Annotated in this window: 28 protein-coding genes; all 28 read left to right on the top strand. The window is 53.2% G+C overall.

Translation table 11 applies throughout. From position 1 onward, the window contains the following. Positions 1-111: 111 nt before the first annotated feature. The 28 genes from rpsJ (at position 112) to rplQ (ending at position 13,734) form a co-directional block, all read left to right on the top strand. A complete protein-coding gene (rpsJ, locus tag BN1143_RS08750) occupies positions 112-423 on the top strand; it encodes a 30S ribosomal protein S10 (protein ID WP_005307944.1) in 312 nt (103 codons plus the stop codon). A 22-nt stretch (positions 424-445) separates the two neighbouring features. Next, positions 446-1,078, top strand: a complete 633-nt coding sequence (rplC, locus tag BN1143_RS08745) for a 50S ribosomal protein L3 (RefSeq protein ID WP_005307947.1) — start codon at positions 446-448, stop codon at positions 1,076-1,078. A gap of 17 nt (positions 1,079-1,095) precedes the next feature. Beyond that, on the top strand, positions 1,096-1,701 hold the full coding sequence (rplD, locus tag BN1143_RS08740; protein WP_005307949.1) for a 50S ribosomal protein L4: 606 nt from the start codon (positions 1,096-1,098) through the stop codon (positions 1,699-1,701). After that, a complete protein-coding gene (rplW, locus tag BN1143_RS08735) occupies positions 1,698-2,000 on the top strand; it encodes a 50S ribosomal protein L23 (RefSeq protein ID WP_005307955.1) in 303 nt (100 codons plus the stop codon). The genes rplD and rplW overlap by 4 nt, the downstream gene beginning before the upstream one ends. Positions 2,001-2,015: 15 nt before the next feature. Continuing rightward, the gene (gene rplB, locus BN1143_RS08730; RefSeq protein ID WP_005307957.1) at positions 2,016-2,837 is read left to right on the top strand and encodes a 50S ribosomal protein L2; all 822 of its coding nucleotides are present in this window, start codon (positions 2,016-2,018) and stop codon (positions 2,835-2,837) included. 22 nt (positions 2,838-2,859) lie between these two features. Continuing rightward, entirely contained in the window at positions 2,860-3,138 is a 279-nt protein-coding gene (gene rpsS / locus BN1143_RS08725) for a 30S ribosomal protein S19 (RefSeq protein ID WP_005307960.1), read from the top strand. Positions 3,139-3,148: 10 nt separating this feature from the next. Further along, positions 3,149-3,493 carry a 50S ribosomal protein L22 gene (gene rplV / locus BN1143_RS08720; RefSeq protein ID WP_005319741.1) on the top strand — a complete coding sequence of 115 codons (345 nt, stop codon included), beginning with the start codon at positions 3,149-3,151 and terminating at the stop codon, positions 3,491-3,493. Positions 3,494-3,496: 3 nt separating this feature from the next. Continuing rightward, complete coding sequence (gene rpsC, locus BN1143_RS08715; RefSeq protein WP_005307962.1) at positions 3,497-4,210, top strand: 30S ribosomal protein S3; 714 nt, start codon at positions 3,497-3,499, stop codon at positions 4,208-4,210. Between the two features lie 13 nt (positions 4,211-4,223). After that, positions 4,224-4,637, top strand: a complete 414-nt coding sequence (gene rplP / locus BN1143_RS08710) for a 50S ribosomal protein L16 (protein WP_005307963.1) — start codon at positions 4,224-4,226, stop codon at positions 4,635-4,637. Next, the gene (gene rpmC / locus BN1143_RS08705; RefSeq protein WP_005307965.1) at positions 4,637-4,828 is read left to right on the top strand and encodes a 50S ribosomal protein L29; all 192 of its coding nucleotides are present in this window, start codon (positions 4,637-4,639) and stop codon (positions 4,826-4,828) included. Before rplP ends, rpmC begins: the two co-directional genes overlap by 1 nt. Then, entirely contained in the window at positions 4,828-5,076 is a 249-nt protein-coding gene (rpsQ, locus tag BN1143_RS08700; protein WP_005307966.1) for a 30S ribosomal protein S17, read from the top strand. Before rpmC ends, rpsQ begins: the two co-directional genes overlap by 1 nt. A gap of 147 nt (positions 5,077-5,223) precedes the next feature. Next, positions 5,224-5,592 carry a 50S ribosomal protein L14 gene (gene rplN, locus BN1143_RS08695; protein WP_005307975.1) on the top strand — a complete coding sequence of 123 codons (369 nt, stop codon included), beginning with the start codon at positions 5,224-5,226 and terminating at the stop codon, positions 5,590-5,592. A gap of 11 nt (positions 5,593-5,603) precedes the next feature. Next, positions 5,604-5,921, top strand: a complete 318-nt coding sequence (rplX, locus tag BN1143_RS08690; RefSeq protein WP_005307977.1) for a 50S ribosomal protein L24 — start codon at positions 5,604-5,606, stop codon at positions 5,919-5,921. Positions 5,922-5,934: 13 nt separating this feature from the next. Beyond that, complete coding sequence (gene rplE / locus BN1143_RS08685; RefSeq protein ID WP_005307978.1) at positions 5,935-6,474, top strand: 50S ribosomal protein L5; 540 nt, start codon at positions 5,935-5,937, stop codon at positions 6,472-6,474. 10 nt (positions 6,475-6,484) lie between these two features. Beyond that, complete coding sequence (gene rpsN / locus BN1143_RS08680) at positions 6,485-6,790, top strand: 30S ribosomal protein S14 (RefSeq protein WP_005307979.1); 306 nt, start codon at positions 6,485-6,487, stop codon at positions 6,788-6,790. A gap of 20 nt (positions 6,791-6,810) precedes the next feature. Beyond that, a complete protein-coding gene (gene rpsH, locus BN1143_RS08675; RefSeq protein ID WP_005307980.1) occupies positions 6,811-7,203 on the top strand; it encodes a 30S ribosomal protein S8 in 393 nt (130 codons plus the stop codon). Between the two features lie 13 nt (positions 7,204-7,216). Beyond that, complete coding sequence (gene rplF / locus BN1143_RS08670; RefSeq protein ID WP_005307981.1) at positions 7,217-7,750, top strand: 50S ribosomal protein L6; 534 nt, start codon at positions 7,217-7,219, stop codon at positions 7,748-7,750. Positions 7,751-7,759: 9 nt separating this feature from the next. Next, positions 7,760-8,113, top strand: a complete 354-nt coding sequence (gene rplR / locus BN1143_RS08665) for a 50S ribosomal protein L18 (RefSeq protein WP_005340606.1) — start codon at positions 7,760-7,762, stop codon at positions 8,111-8,113. Positions 8,114-8,127: 14 nt separating this feature from the next. Next, a complete protein-coding gene (gene rpsE / locus BN1143_RS08660; RefSeq protein ID WP_005307983.1) occupies positions 8,128-8,628 on the top strand; it encodes a 30S ribosomal protein S5 in 501 nt (166 codons plus the stop codon). Positions 8,629-8,634: 6 nt separating this feature from the next. Then, positions 8,635-8,814, top strand: coding sequence for a 50S ribosomal protein L30 (gene rpmD, locus BN1143_RS21865; protein ID WP_005307985.1), 180 nt, complete (start codon positions 8,635-8,637; stop codon positions 8,812-8,814). 2 nt (positions 8,815-8,816) lie between these two features. Further along, the gene (gene rplO / locus BN1143_RS08655; RefSeq protein WP_005307987.1) at positions 8,817-9,254 is read left to right on the top strand and encodes a 50S ribosomal protein L15; all 438 of its coding nucleotides are present in this window, start codon (positions 8,817-8,819) and stop codon (positions 9,252-9,254) included. A gap of 8 nt (positions 9,255-9,262) precedes the next feature. Further along, positions 9,263-10,591 carry a preprotein translocase subunit SecY gene (secY, locus tag BN1143_RS08650; RefSeq protein WP_005307989.1) on the top strand — a complete coding sequence of 443 codons (1,329 nt, stop codon included), beginning with the start codon at positions 9,263-9,265 and terminating at the stop codon, positions 10,589-10,591. A gap of 27 nt (positions 10,592-10,618) precedes the next feature. Next, positions 10,619-10,732, top strand: a complete 114-nt coding sequence (rpmJ, locus tag BN1143_RS21860; RefSeq protein WP_005319705.1) for a 50S ribosomal protein L36 — start codon at positions 10,619-10,621, stop codon at positions 10,730-10,732. Positions 10,733-10,871: 139 nt separating this feature from the next. Next, positions 10,872-11,228, top strand: a complete 357-nt coding sequence (gene rpsM, locus BN1143_RS08645; protein WP_005307991.1) for a 30S ribosomal protein S13 — start codon at positions 10,872-10,874, stop codon at positions 11,226-11,228. A 14-nt stretch (positions 11,229-11,242) separates the two neighbouring features. Next, a complete protein-coding gene (rpsK, locus tag BN1143_RS08640) occupies positions 11,243-11,632 on the top strand; it encodes a 30S ribosomal protein S11 (RefSeq protein ID WP_005307993.1) in 390 nt (129 codons plus the stop codon). 39 nt (positions 11,633-11,671) lie between these two features. Beyond that, positions 11,672-12,292, top strand: a complete 621-nt coding sequence (gene rpsD / locus BN1143_RS08635; protein ID WP_005307996.1) for a 30S ribosomal protein S4 — start codon at positions 11,672-11,674, stop codon at positions 12,290-12,292. Between the two features lie 25 nt (positions 12,293-12,317). Further along, positions 12,318-13,307, top strand: a complete 990-nt coding sequence (locus BN1143_RS08630; RefSeq protein ID WP_005307997.1) for a DNA-directed RNA polymerase subunit alpha — start codon at positions 12,318-12,320, stop codon at positions 13,305-13,307. Between the two features lie 43 nt (positions 13,308-13,350). Continuing rightward, positions 13,351-13,734, top strand: a complete 384-nt coding sequence (gene rplQ, locus BN1143_RS08625) for a 50S ribosomal protein L17 (protein WP_005307999.1) — start codon at positions 13,351-13,353, stop codon at positions 13,732-13,734. Positions 13,735-13,804 lie beyond the last annotated feature (70 nt).

Raw genomic sequence — 13,804 nt, 5'->3', positions numbered from 1 at the left:
CCATACAGTCTCCCCGATATGGGGAGAAACGTGAAAAATCACACCTCTGGCGGGAGTAATCTCGGTCGGGCGGTGTTGATTTATGTTCTTTTATCTATTGGAGCTCTGTCAATGCAGAACCAAAGAATCCGTATCCGCCTGAAGGCTTTTGATCATCGCCTGATCGATCAATCCACTGCGGAAATCGTTGAAACTGCTAAGCGCACTGGCGCGCAGGTTCGCGGTCCTATCCCGCTGCCGACTCGCAAAGAGCGTTTCACCGTTCTGATCTCCCCGCACGTCAACAAAGACGCGCGTGATCAGTACGAGATCCGCACTCACAAGCGTCTGGTAGACATCGTTGAGCCGACTGACAAGACCGTAGACGCTCTGATGCGTCTGGATCTGGCAGCTGGTGTAGACGTCCAGATCAGCCTGGGTTAATTACGGAAAGAGGTTGATAACAATGACAATCGGTCTTGTAGGTCGCAAAGTGGGTATGACTCGCATCTTCACTGAAGATGGCGTTTCTATCCCCGTGACTGTTATCGAAGTTGAAGCTAACCGTGTAACTCAGGTCAAATCTGTAGAAACCGACGGCTACAACGCTATTCAGGTTACCACTGGCTCCAAGAAAGCTAGCCGCGTAACCAAGCCGGAAGCTGGCCACTTCGCCAAAGCTGGTGTAGAAGCCGGTCGCGGTCTGTGGGAATTCCGCCTGAACAACGGTGAAACTTTCACTGTTGGTAGCGAGCTGAAAGTAGATCTTCTCGCTGACGTTAAGCTGGTAGACGTTACCGGCACATCCAAGGGTAAAGGTTTTGCCGGTACTGTTAAGCGCTGGAACTTCCGCACCCAGGATATGACCCACGGTAACTCTCTGTCCCACCGTGTACCTGGCTCCATCGGTCAAAACCAGACCCCGGGCCGTGTATTCAAGGGCAAAAAGATGGCTGGTCACATGGGTGCTGAGCGTGTAACGACTCAGAACCTGGAACTGGTTCGTGTTGACGCTGAACGCAACCTGCTGCTCATCAAAGGCGCAGTACCGGGTGCAACCAACGGCAACGTGATCGTTAAACCTGCCGTCAAAGCGTAACGTCTGAGGAGATAGTAATGGAATTGGTAATGAAAGACGCCAAGAGCGCTCTTGAAGTTTCCGAGACTACCTTCGGGCGCGAATTCAACGAAGCTCTGGTTCACCAGGTTGTCGTTGCTTATGCCGCTGGTGCCCGTCAGGGTACTCGTGCGCAGCTGACTCGCTCTGAAGTGTCTGGTGGCGGCAAAAAGCCGTGGCGTCAGAAGGGTACTGGTCGTGCCCGTGCTGGCTCCATCCGTTCGCCCATTTGGCGTTCCGGTGGTGTGACTTTTGCTGCTAAGCCGCAAGATCACAGCCAGAAAGTAAACAAGAAGATGTACCGCGGCGCTATCCGTAGCATCCTGTCCGAGCTGGTACGTCAAGAGCGCCTGATCGTTGTTGAGAAGTTCGGCATCGAAGCTCCGAAAACCAAAGAACTGATCGCCAAGCTGAAAGAAATGGAACTGTCTGACGTTCTGATCGTGACTGCTGAAGTCGATGAGAACCTGTTCCTGGCTGCTCGTAACCTGTACAAAGTTGACGTGCGTGACGTTGCCGGTATCGACCCGGTCAGCCTGATCGCTTTCGACAAGGTTCTGATGACTGCTGACGCAGTTAAGCAAATCGAGGAGATGCTGGCATGATCCGTGAAGAGCGTCTGCTGAAAGTTCTGAAGGCTCCGCACATCTCTGAAAAGAGCACCATGGTCGCAGAAAAGCAGAACACTATCGTGTTCAAAGTTGCTGTTGATGCCACCAAGGCGGAAGTCAAAGCTGCAGTTGCGAAACTGTTCGAGGTCGAAGTTGAGACCGTCCGTACCCTGAACATGAAGGGTAAGACCAAGCGCGCAGGTGCACGCGTAGGCCGTCGTTCCGATTGGAAAAAGGCTTATGTGACCCTGAAAGCTGGTCAGGACATCGACTTCATGGGCGCAGCCGAGTAAGAGGAGTTCTGAAAAATGGCAATCGTTAAGTGCAAGCCTACTTCTCCGGGCCGCCGCCACGTCGTCAAGATCGTCAACCAAGACCTGTACAAGGGCAAGCCCTTTGCAGCTCTGCTGGACAAGAAAGACAAGTCCGGTGGTCGTAACAACAACGGCCGCATCACCACCCGTCACATCGGCGGTGGTCACAAGCAACACTACCGTATCGTCGACTTCAAGCGCGACAAAGACGGTATCCCGGCCAAAGTAGAGCGCCTGGAATACGATCCGAACCGTACCGCAAACATCGCCCTGGTGCTGTATGCAGACGGTGAGCGTCGTTACATCCTGGCTCCGAAAGGCCTGAAAGCTGGTGATGCAATCGCTTCTGGTGCTGATGCCGCAATCAAGGTAGGTAACACCCTGCCGATGCGCAACATCCCGGTCGGTTCTACCGTTCACGCTGTTGAGATGAAGCCTGGTAAAGGTGCCCAGCTGGCTCGTTCCGCTGGTACTTTCATCCAGATCCTGGCTCGTGAAGGTAACTATGTAACTCTGCGTCTGCGTTCCGGCGAAGTACGTAAAGTTCTGGCCGAGTGCCGCGCCACCATCGGTGAAGTTGGTAACTCCGAGCACATGCTGCGTCAACTGGGTAAAGCCGGTGCAAACCGCTGGCGTGGTATTCGTCCGACCGTTCGCGGTATGGCGATGAACCCGGTAGACCACCCGCACGGTGGTGGTGAGGGTCGTAACAAGGGCATGCAGCCTGTGTCCCCATGGGGCCAGAAGGCTAAAGGCTTCAAGACCCGTAAGAACAAGCGTACCGACAAGTACATCGTACGTCGTCGTAACAAGTAATTGTTAACATAGAGGAATCACCATGCCACGTTCTCTCAAGAAGGGTCCATTTATCGACCTGCACTTGCTGAAGAAGGTAGAGAAAGCGGTGGAAAGCGGGGATAAAAAGCCGGTTAAGACCTGGTCCCGTCGTTCAATGATCATCCCGAACATGATCGGTTTGACCATCGCTGTCCATAATGGTCGTCAGCACGTTCCGGTTTTCGTTACCGAAGAAATGATCGGTCACAAACTGGGTGAATTCGCACCTACTCGTACTTATCGCGGCCATGCTGCTGATAAGAAGGCTAAGAAGCGCTAAGGGATAAATGATGGAAGCTATCGCTAAACACCGTTATGCCCGTACTTCTGCCCAGAAAGCTCGTCTGGTAGCCGATCAAGTACGTGGTCTGTCCGTAGACAAGGCTCTGAACATCCTGACCTTCAGCCCGAAAAAGGCTGCAGTTCTGGTGAAGAAAGTGCTGGAATCTGCCATTGCAAACGCTGAGCACAACGAAGGCGCCGACATCGACGCCCTGCGTGTTGCTACTATCATGGTCGACGAAGGTCCCTCCATGAAGCGCATCCGTCCTCGTGCCAAAGGTCGCGCGGATCGTATCCTCAAGCGTACCGCTCACATCACCGTAGTGGTATCCGACGCTAAGGCTGGGAGATAAGCAATGGGTCAGAAAGTACATCCTAATGGCATTCGCCTGGGTATTACCAAGCCTTGGAATTCTACCTGGTTCGCGAACACCAAAGACTTCGCTGACAACCTGTACAGCGATTTTCAAGTACGCCAGTTCCTGACCAAGGAACTGAAAAACGCGTCCTTGTCCAAGATCACCATCGAGCGTCCGGCCAAGAGCATCCGTGTGACCATTCACACCGCTCGTCCGGGTGTTGTGATCGGTAAGAAAGGCGAAGACGTTGAAAAACTGCGCAAAGCTGTAGCCACTATTGCTGGCGTGCCTGCTCAGATCAACATTTCCGAAGTCCGCAAGCCGGAGCTGGATGGCAAACTGGTTGCCGACAGCATCACTTCCCAGCTGGAGCGTCGCGTAATGTTCCGTCGTGCTATGAAGCGCGCCGTACAAAACGCCATGCGCCTGGGTGCCAAGGGCATCAAGGTGGAAGTTTCCGGTCGTCTGGGCGGCGCTGAAATCGCGCGTACCGAATGGTACCGTGAAGGTCGTGTGCCCCTGCACACCCTGCGTGCCGACATCGACTACGCAACTTCTGAAGCCCACACCACTTACGGTGTGATCGGCGTTAAAGTTTGGATCTTCAAGGGCGAAGTTCTGGGCGGTCTGGCTGCTGTCAACGCTGCCGCTGCTCAAGAGCAAGCTCCTGCGAAGCCCAAGCGTGACAACAAGCGCCGCGCTGCCAAGTAAGGAGATTCGGTAAATGTTGCAACCAAAGCGTACTAAATTCCGCAAGACCCACAAGGGTCGTAACCGCGGTCTGGCCAACTCTGGTAACGAAGTATCCTTCGGTACCTTTGGCCTGAAGGCGACATCCCGTGGCCAGCTGACTGCTCGTCAAATCGAAGCAGCCCGTCGTGCCATGACCCGTCACGTTAAGCGTCAGGGTAAGATCTGGATCCGTGTGTTCCCGGACAAGCCGATTACCGAAAAGCCCCTCGAAGTTCGTATGGGTAAAGGTAAGGGTAACGTGGAATACTGGGTTTGCCCGATCCAGCCTGGCAAGGTTCTGTACGAGATGGACGGTGTACCTGAGGCTCTGGCGCGTGAAGCGTTCGCCCTGGCCGCAGCCAAGCTGTCTGTTCAGACCACTTTCGTAATTAAGACGGTGATGTGATGAAAGCCCAAGATCTGCGTCAAAAGAGCGTCGAAGAACTGAACCAGGAGCTGCTGGGCCTGCTGCGCGAGCAATTCAACATGCGCATGCAAGCTTCCACCGGCCAGCTGGCTCAGACTCACACTCTGAAACAAGTGCGTCGTGACGTCGCACGTATCAAGACTGTACTGACTGAGAAGGCAGGTGCGTAATGACTGATAAAATCCGTACTCTGCAGGGTCGTGTAATCAGCGACAAGATGGACAAGTCCATCACTGTCGCCATCGAGCGCAAGGTAAAGCACCCGATCTACGGTAAGATCATCAAGCGCACTACCAAGCTGCACGTGCATGACGAAAACAACGAATGCAAAGCTGGCGACCTCGTGGAAATCCGCGAATGCCGCCCGCTGTCCAAGACCAAGTCCTGGACCCTGGTTGCCGTTGTAGAAAAGGCCTAATCGGTACTTTGTAGTCTAAACGGCCCCTTGACGGGGCCGTTTGTTTTTTAGGCTACCTTTTCTAAAAATCCTGTGTTATAGTTTCGCGCCTTTTGAAGGCAGCCAGATCCCGAGAGGGATAAGAAGTAAACAAAGCGGAGCACTAAGATGATCCAGATGCAAAGTATGCTGGGTGTTGCCGACAACTCCGGCGCTCGCAGTGTAATGTGTATTAAGGTTCTGGGTGGTTCGCACCGCCGTTACGCCGGCATCGGCGACATCATCAAAGTTTCCATCAAGGAAGCTATTCCTCGCGGTAAAGTGAAGAAAGGTGATGTGTATAACGCGGTGGTCGTACGCACCCGTAAAGGCGTTCGTCGTCCGGACGGCTCTGTCATCCGTTTCGACAACAATGCGGCTGTGTTGCTTAACAACAACCAGCAGCCGATCGGTACTCGTATTTTTGGCCCGGTGACCCGTGAACTGCGTAATGAGAAGTTCATGAAGATTGTGTCCCTGGCACCCGAAGTACTGTAAGGAGTCGAACGATGGCAGCTAAAATCCGTCGCGAAGACGAAGTGATTGTTCTTACCGGCAAAGACAAGGGCAAGCGTGGCAAAGTCACTCAAGTTCTGATTGCTAAAGGTAAGGTAATCGTGGAAGGCATCAACCAGGTGAAGAAACACCAGAAGCCGGTACCCGCACTGGGTCAGGCTGGCGGTATCGTCACCAAAGAAGCCCCCATCGATGTATCTAACGTAGCGCTGTTCAACTCTGCCACTGGCAAAGCTGACCGCGTTGGTTTCCGGATTGAAGACGGCAAAAAAGTTCGCTTCTTCAAATCCACCGGCGAACTTGTGAAGTAATTGGAGTTTAACGATGGCGAAACTGCATGATTACTACAAATCAGATGTAGTAAATGAACTGACCAAGCAGTTCGGTTACAAGACTATCATGCAAGTCCCTCGGATCGAGAAAATCACCCTGAACATGGGTGTTGGTGAAGCGATCTCTGACAAGAAATTGCTGGAAAATGCTGCTGCCGATATGGCTGCCATTTCCGGTCAGAAGCCGCTGATCACCAAAGCTCGCAAATCTGTTGCGGGCTTCAAGATTCGTGAAGGCTACCCGATAGGTTGTAAAGTAACCCTGCGTGGCGAGCGTATGTGGGAGTTCCTGGAACGGCTGATTTGCATCTCCGTACCGCGTATCCGTGACTTCCGTGGCCTGAACGCTAAAGCGTTCGACGGTCGTGGTAACTACTCCATGGGCGTGCGTGAGCAAATCATCTTCCCGGAAATCGACTATGACAAGGTCGATCGCGTTCGTGGTCTGGATATCACCATCACCACTTCCGCGAATACCGATGAAGAAGGCCGTGCTCTGCTGGCTGCCTTTAACTTCCCATTCCGCAAGTAAGGTTAGGGTTATGGCTAAAACATCCATGAAAGCACGTGAAGTAAAGCGTGCGAAGCTGGTAGCCAAGTACGCGACCAAGCGTGCCGAGCTCAAAGCTATCATCGTTGATATGAACGCTTCTGAAGAAGCGCGTTGGGATGCTGTTCTGCAACTGCAACAGCTGCCCCGTGATTCCAGTCCGTCCCGTCAGCGTAACCGTTGCAACATTACTGGTCGTCCGCACGGTTTCCTGCGTAAGTTTGGTCTGTCCCGCATCAAGGTGCGTGAGCATGCCATGAAGGGCGAAATTCCGGGCCTGAAAAAGGCCTCTTGGTAAAGAATCTCGGGAGTTAGACTATGAGCATGCAAGATCCGATCGCGGATATGCTGACCCGCATCCGTAACGGTCAGGCGGCGAGCAAAGTTGCGGTTTCCATGCCTTCTTCCAAGCTGAAAGTGGCTATTGCCAAAGTGCTGAAAGAAGAAGGTTACATCGCTGGCTACTCCGTAGCTGGTGACGTGAAACCGGAACTGGAAATTGAACTGAAATATTTCCAGGGCAAGCCGGTTGTAGAACTGATCCAACGCGTGAGCCGTCCCGGCCTGCGTATTTACAAGCGCACTACTGATCTGCCGAAAGTTATGGGCGGTCTCGGTGTTGCTATCGTGTCCACGTCTAAAGGTGTGATGACTGACCGTGCTGCCCGTAAAGCAAGCATGGGCGGTGAGATCATCTGCTACGTCGCTTAATAGGAGGTAGGAAATGTCTCGTGTTGCTAAGGCACCCGTCACTATTCCTGCTGGCGTAGAGGTGACTCTGAACGGCCAGGAACTGTCCATCAAAGGTGGTAAAGGTTCCCTGGTTCGCTCTATTCACGCCGGTGTAGAAGTGACCAAAGAAGACAATGTACTGAAGTTCGCCCCGCGCGACGGCATCGCTGGTGCTGACGCTCAGGCCGGTACTGCCCGTGCATTGGTCAACAACATGGTAATCGGTGTTACCCAAGGCTTCGAGCGCAAGCTGCAGCTGGTTGGTGTAGGTTATAAAGCCTCCATCAAGGGCAATGCTGTTGCGCTGGCTCTGGGCTTCTCTCACCCGGTAGAGCATGCGCTGCCGGCTGGTGTGACCGCTGAGTGCCCGACTGCCACAGAAATCGTTCTGCGTGGTGTCGACAAGCAGCTGGTTGGCCAAGTCGCCGCCGATATCCGTGCTTACCGCGCTCCGGAGCCCTACAAGGGCAAGGGTGTACGCTATGCCAACGAGCAAGTGCGTACTAAAGAAGCTAAGAAGAAGTAAGGTAACACTATGGACAAGAAAGCAGCTCGTCTCCGTCGTGCTACTCGTGCTCGGAAAAAGATGCAGGAACTGGGAGCTACCCGTCTGGTTGTTCACCGTACCCCGCGTCACATCTATGCGCAGGTTATTGCAGCCAACGGTTCCGAAGTTCTGGCCTCTGCTTCCACAGTAGAGAAGGCCATCAGTGAAGCTCTGAAATACACCGGTAACGCAGATGCTGCTACCGCTGTAGGTAAGGCTATCGCCGAGCGTGCCATTGCCAAAGGCGTTCAGAACGTATCTTTCGATCGTTCCGGTTTCAAGTATCACGGTCGCATCGCTGCTCTGGCAGCTGCTGCACGTGACGCTGGTCTTCAGTTCTAAGCTAGGAGTCGAAGATGGCTAAAGTCGAATCTCAAGCCGGCGAACTGCAAGAAAAGCTGATTGCAGTAAACCGTGTTTCGAAAACTGTTAAAGGTGGTCGTATCATGTCCTTCACCGCGCTGACCGTGGTGGGTGATGGTAACGGCCGTGTAGGTTACGGTTACGGTAAAGCCCGTGAAGTTCCGGCCGCTATTCAAAAAGCGATGGAACAGGCTAAGCGTAACCTGAACAAGGTTGAGCTGAACAACGGCACCCTGCACCACCCGGTGAAAGGTGTTCACTCCGGTTCCACCGTGTTCATGAAGCCGGCCTCTCAAGGTACTGGTATCATCGCAGGCGGCGCTATGCGTGCCGTTCTGGAAGTTGCTGGTATCCACAACGTGCTGGCTAAGACCTACGGTTCCACCAACCCAATCAACGTTGTTCGCGCCACTGTAGACGCTCTGGTTCAGGGTCAATCCCCGGAACAGATCGCTGCCAAGCGTGGTCTGCGCGTTGAAGAAATTCTGGGGTAATGCGACATGGCTAACACTGTAAAAGTAACTCAAACTCGCAGCTCTATCGGCCGTCTGCCAAAGCACAAGGCGACTCTGCGTGGTCTGGGTCTGCGTCGCATTGGTCACACCGTTGAGCTGGAAGATACTCCCTGCGTACGCGGCATGATCAACCAGGTTTATTACATGGTTAAGGTGGAGGGCTAAGCATGCGTCTGAATACTCTGTCTCCGGCCGCTGGTTCCAAGCGCGTTAAGCACCGTCCGGGCCGTGGTATCGGTTCTGGTCTGGGCAAGACCGGTGGTCGTGGTGTTAAAGGTCAAACCTCTCGTTCCGGTGGCGGCAAAGTCCGCAACGGTTTCGAAGGCGGCCAGATGCCTTTGAAAATCCGTCTGCCGAAGTTCGGTTTCTTCTCTCGCAAATCTTTGGTTTCTGCCGAAGTGCGCCTGAACGAAATCGCCCTGGTAGAAGGTGATGTGGTCGACGTGAGCACTCTGAAGCAAGCCGGTGTTATTACCAAAAACATCGTGTTCGCTAAAGTTGTTCTGTCTGGCAACATTGACCGTGCTGTGACCGTTCGTGGTCTGTCCGTCACCAAGGGTGCACGTGCAGCCATCGAGGCCGCTGGCGGTAAAATCGAGGAATAATCAGTACAATGGCTAAGAAACCAGGATTGGATGTTAAAGCACAGGGTGGTCTGAGTGAACTGAAGAGCCGTCTGCTCTTCGTTCTCGGGGCGATTATCGTTTTCCGTGCAGGCTCTTATGTGCCGATTCCTGGTATTGACGCCGCCGTACTGGCCGAGTTGTTCCAACAACAGAAGGGCACCATCATTGAGATGTTCAACATGTTCAGTGGTGGTGCACTCTCGCGTGCTTCTATTCTTGCGCTGGGGATCATGCCGTACATTTCGGCCTCGATCATTATCCAGCTGCTGACTGTGGTTCACCCCGCTCTTGCTGAACTCAAGAAAGAAGGTGAATCCGGCCGTCGCAAGATTAGCCAATATACCCGTTGGGGCACGCTGGTTTTGGGAACTTTCCAGGCCATTGGTATTGCAACCGGTCTGCCGAATATGATGCAGGGACTCGTGACTCATCCGGGTTTGGGCTTCTATTTCACAGCCGTTGTGAGTCTGGTCACCGGTACCATGTTCTTGATGTGGTTGGGTGAGCAGATTACCGAGCGTGGGATTGGTAATGGTATCTCGTTGATTATCTTCACAGGTATCGTTGCTGGTCTGCCTCATGCCATTGGCGCTACGGCCGAACAGGCACGTCAAGGGGAATTGCACATCCTGCTGTTGTTGTTGCTGGGCTTGATTGTTTTCGCAGTGACTTACTTTGTGGTGTTCGTGGAGCGTGGTCAGCGTCGTATCGTCGTTAACTATGCCAAGCGTCAACAAGGCCGCCAGGTATTTGCAGCGCAAAGCACACACCTGCCGTTGAAAGTAAATATGGCCGGTGTGATTCCTGCGATTTTCGCATCCAGCATCATCCTCTTCCCGGGGACCATTACCTCTTGGTTTGGTCAGGGCGAGGGCAAGGTCGCCGATATCCTGCAACAGGTCTCTATGGTCCTGCAGCCGGGTCAGCCCTTGTATGAGATGCTCTATGCAGCAGCCATTATCTTCTTCTGCTTCTTCTATACCGCGCTGGTGTTCAACCCCCGCGAGACAGCAGATAACCTGAAGAAGAGTGGAGCCTTTATCCCGGGGATCCGCCCGGGCGAGCAGACAGCACGTTATATCGATAAGGTTATGACCCGCCTGACATTGGCAGGTGCGCTCTATATAACCTTTATCTGTCTGGTACCCCAGTTCCTGATGACTGCCTGGAACGTTCAGTTCTATTTCGGTGGCACCTCGCTGCTGATTATCGTGGTAGTTATCATGGACTTCATGGCTCAGGTTCAGACCCATATGATGTCTCATCAGTATGGCGACGTCCTGAGGAAGGCCAACCTGAAGGGCTACGGCCGCTAAAGGTCGGCGTAGTTACGGAGTTAAGCAATGAAAGTTCGTGCTTCCGTTAAGGCAATCTGCCGTAACTGCAAAATCATCAAGCGTCACGGTGTGGTGCGTGTGATTTGCAGCGAGCCAAAGCATAAACAGCGCCAAGGCTAATTTTTTACGGTTAGTACTTGCAACAAATAGTTGTGCTGGCTAATATAGCCAGCCAACTTTTGTTGTGTATTGGTTGACCGCCACGTATCCGCTCACGGGCTTTGTGGTGGTCGTAATCTACTATATGTAGGAGTGAATAGTGGCCCGTATCGCTGGCATTAACATTCCTGACCATAAGCATGCAGTCATCGCTTTGACTGCTATTTATGGCGTCGGTCGTACCCGCTCCAAGGCCATCTGTGCCGCAGCCGGTATCGCTGAGAATGTGAAAATTAAAGACCTGGACGAAGCTCAGATCGAGAGTCTGCGTGAACAAGTAGGTAAATTCACCGTTGAAGGTGACCTGCGTCGTCAGATTTCCATGAACATCAAGCGATTGATGGATCTGGGTTGCTACCGTGGTTTGCGTCACCGTCGTAGCCTGCCTGTTCGTGGTCAACGTACCAAGACCAACGCTCGTACTCGCAAGGGTCCGCGCAAGGCTATCAAGAAGTAACGGGAAGGTAGAAAATGGCTAAAACTCCGACTCGTGCTCGCAAGCGCGTTAAAAAGCAAGTGAGCGACGGTATTGCGCACGTTCATGCATCTTTCAACAACACAATCGTGACCATTACTGACCGTCAGGGCAACGCTCTGTCTTGGGCTACTTCTGGTGGTTCCGGTTTCCGTGGTTCTCGTAAGTCCACCCCGTTCGCTGCTCAGGTAGCTGCCGAGCGCGCTGGTGAGATGGCCAAAGAATATGGCGTGAAGAACCTGGAAGTCATGGTTAAAGGTCCGGGTCCCGGTCGTGAGTCTTCCATCCGCGCTCTGAACGCGGCTGGTTTCCGCATCACTAACATTACTGATGTGACTCCGATCCCGCACAACGGTTGTCGTCCTCCCAAGAAGCGCCGCGTGTAACGCTGTAGCTACTTGGTCTAGGATTGTTGGAGAAAGAAGATGGCAAGATATATCGGTCCTAAGCTTAAGCTTAGCCGTCGTGAGGGCACCGACCTCTTCCTGAAGTCTGGTGTTCGTGCGATTGATTCTAAGTGCAAGATTGACACCGTTCCTGGTCAACACGGTGCGCGTAAAGCGCGTCTGTCTGACTACGGTGTTCAGCTGCGCGAGAAACAAAAAGTTCGTCGTATCTACGGCGTATTGGAAAAACAGTTCCGCAACTACTACCGCGACGCTGCCCGTCAAAAGGGTAACACCGGTGAAAACCTGTTGCAGCTGCTGGAAGGTCGTCTGGACAACGTCGTCTACCGCATGGGCTTCGGTGCTACCCGCGCTGAATCTCGTCAGCTGGTGAGCCACAAGGCCATCATGGTAAACGGTCGCGTTGTGAACATTCCTTCTTTCCAGGTTTCCCCTGAGGACGTGATCTGCGTTCGTGAGAAGGCTAAGAAGCAAGCGCGTATCAAAGCGGCCCTTGAGGTTGCTGGTCAGCGCGAGAAGCCGACTTGGGTAGAGGTTGATGCCGCTAAAATGGAAGGTGCTTTCAAGCGTCTGCCAGAGCGTTCCGACCTGTCTGCCGACATTAACGAACAGCTGATCGTCGAGCTTTACTCCAAGTAAAGCTAGCTTCTAAAGAGAGGACACAATGCTGGGTTCTGTAACAGATTTTCTTAAACCGCGGCTAGTTGACATCGAGCAAGTTAGCCCGACTCATGCAAAAGTGACTCTTGAGCCACTCGAGCGTGGCTTTGGTCACACGCTGGGCAACGCCCTGCGTCGTATTTTGCTGTCTTCTATGCCCGGTTGTGCAGTTACTGAAGTCGAAATTGACGGTGTACTGCATGAGTACAGCAGCAAAGAAGGTGTACAGGAAGACATTCTTGAAATCCTGCTCAACCTGAAAGGTATCGCTGTGAAGCTGGAAGGCAAGGACGAGGTAACTCTGTCCCTGACCAAGTCTGGAACAGGCCCCGTTACCGCTGGTGATATCACTCACGGTGATGAAGTCGAGATCGTAAACCCGGAGCACGTAATCTGCCACCTGACTGGTGCCAATGCTGAAATCAGCATGCGCCTGAAAGTTCAGCGTGGTCGTGGTTATGTGCCTGCTTCTGCTCGTGTTCACAACGATGATGAAGAGCGTCCTATCGGTCGCCTGCTGCTGGACTCCGCGTTCAGCCCCATCGTTCGTATTGCCTACAATGTTGAGGCAGCACGGGTTGAACAGCGTACCGACTTGGACAAGCTGGTCATCGACATGGAGACCAATGGCACCCTGGATCCTGAAGAAGCCATCCGTCGTTCTGCCACTATTCTGGCCGAGCAACTGGAAGCCTTCGTGGATCTGCGCGATGTCAGCGTGCCCGAGAAGAAAGAAGAGAAACCCGAGTTTGATCCGATTCTGCTGCGTCCTGTCGATGATTTGGAGCTGACAGTTCGTTCTGCGAACTGTCTGAAGGCAGAAGCTATCCACTATATTGGTGATCTGGTACAGCGTACCGAAGTTGAGTTGCTTAAAACTCCTAACCTCGGTAAGAAGTCCCTGACTGAGATCAAGGACGTGTTGGCCTCCCGTGGTCTGTCTCTTGGCATGCGCCTTGAGAACTGGCCGCCCGCCAGCATCGCTGACGAGTAATCCAGATTACGGGTTTCACAGATTTAGTTAGAAGGATAAGGTCATGCGCCATCGTTTGAGTGGTCGTCAACTGAACCGGAACAGCAGCCATCGTCAGGCTATGTTCCGCAACATGGCCAGCTCCCTGGTTCGTCATGAGATCATCAAGACGACTCTGCCTAAGGCAAAAGAGCTGCGTCGTGTAGTTGAACCGCTGATCACCCTTGCCAAGACTGATAGCGTTGCTAATCGTCGCCTGGCATTTGCCCGTACTCGCGATAATGCGATCGTGGCTAAGCTGTTCAATGAACTGGGCCCGCGCTACCTGGAGCGCGCCGGCGGTTATACTCGCATTCTGAAATGCGGTTTCCGTGCTGGCGACAACGCCCCTATGGCTTACATTGAGCTGGTAGACCGCCCAGCCGCTGCTGAAGCAGCTGCTGAGTGATAAAAGAAAAAGCCGGGCTTGTCCCGGCTTTTCTTTTAGTGGATTCTGATACTGCCTCAACTGCCTCAAC

The sequence above is a fragment of the Aeromonas dhakensis genome, from assembly GCF_000820305.1.
Taxonomy (GTDB): Bacteria; Pseudomonadota; Gammaproteobacteria; order Enterobacterales; family Aeromonadaceae; genus Aeromonas; species Aeromonas dhakensis.
The sequence above is the reverse complement of the archived record's forward strand: the minus strand, read 5'-3'. Positions and strand labels throughout refer to the sequence as shown.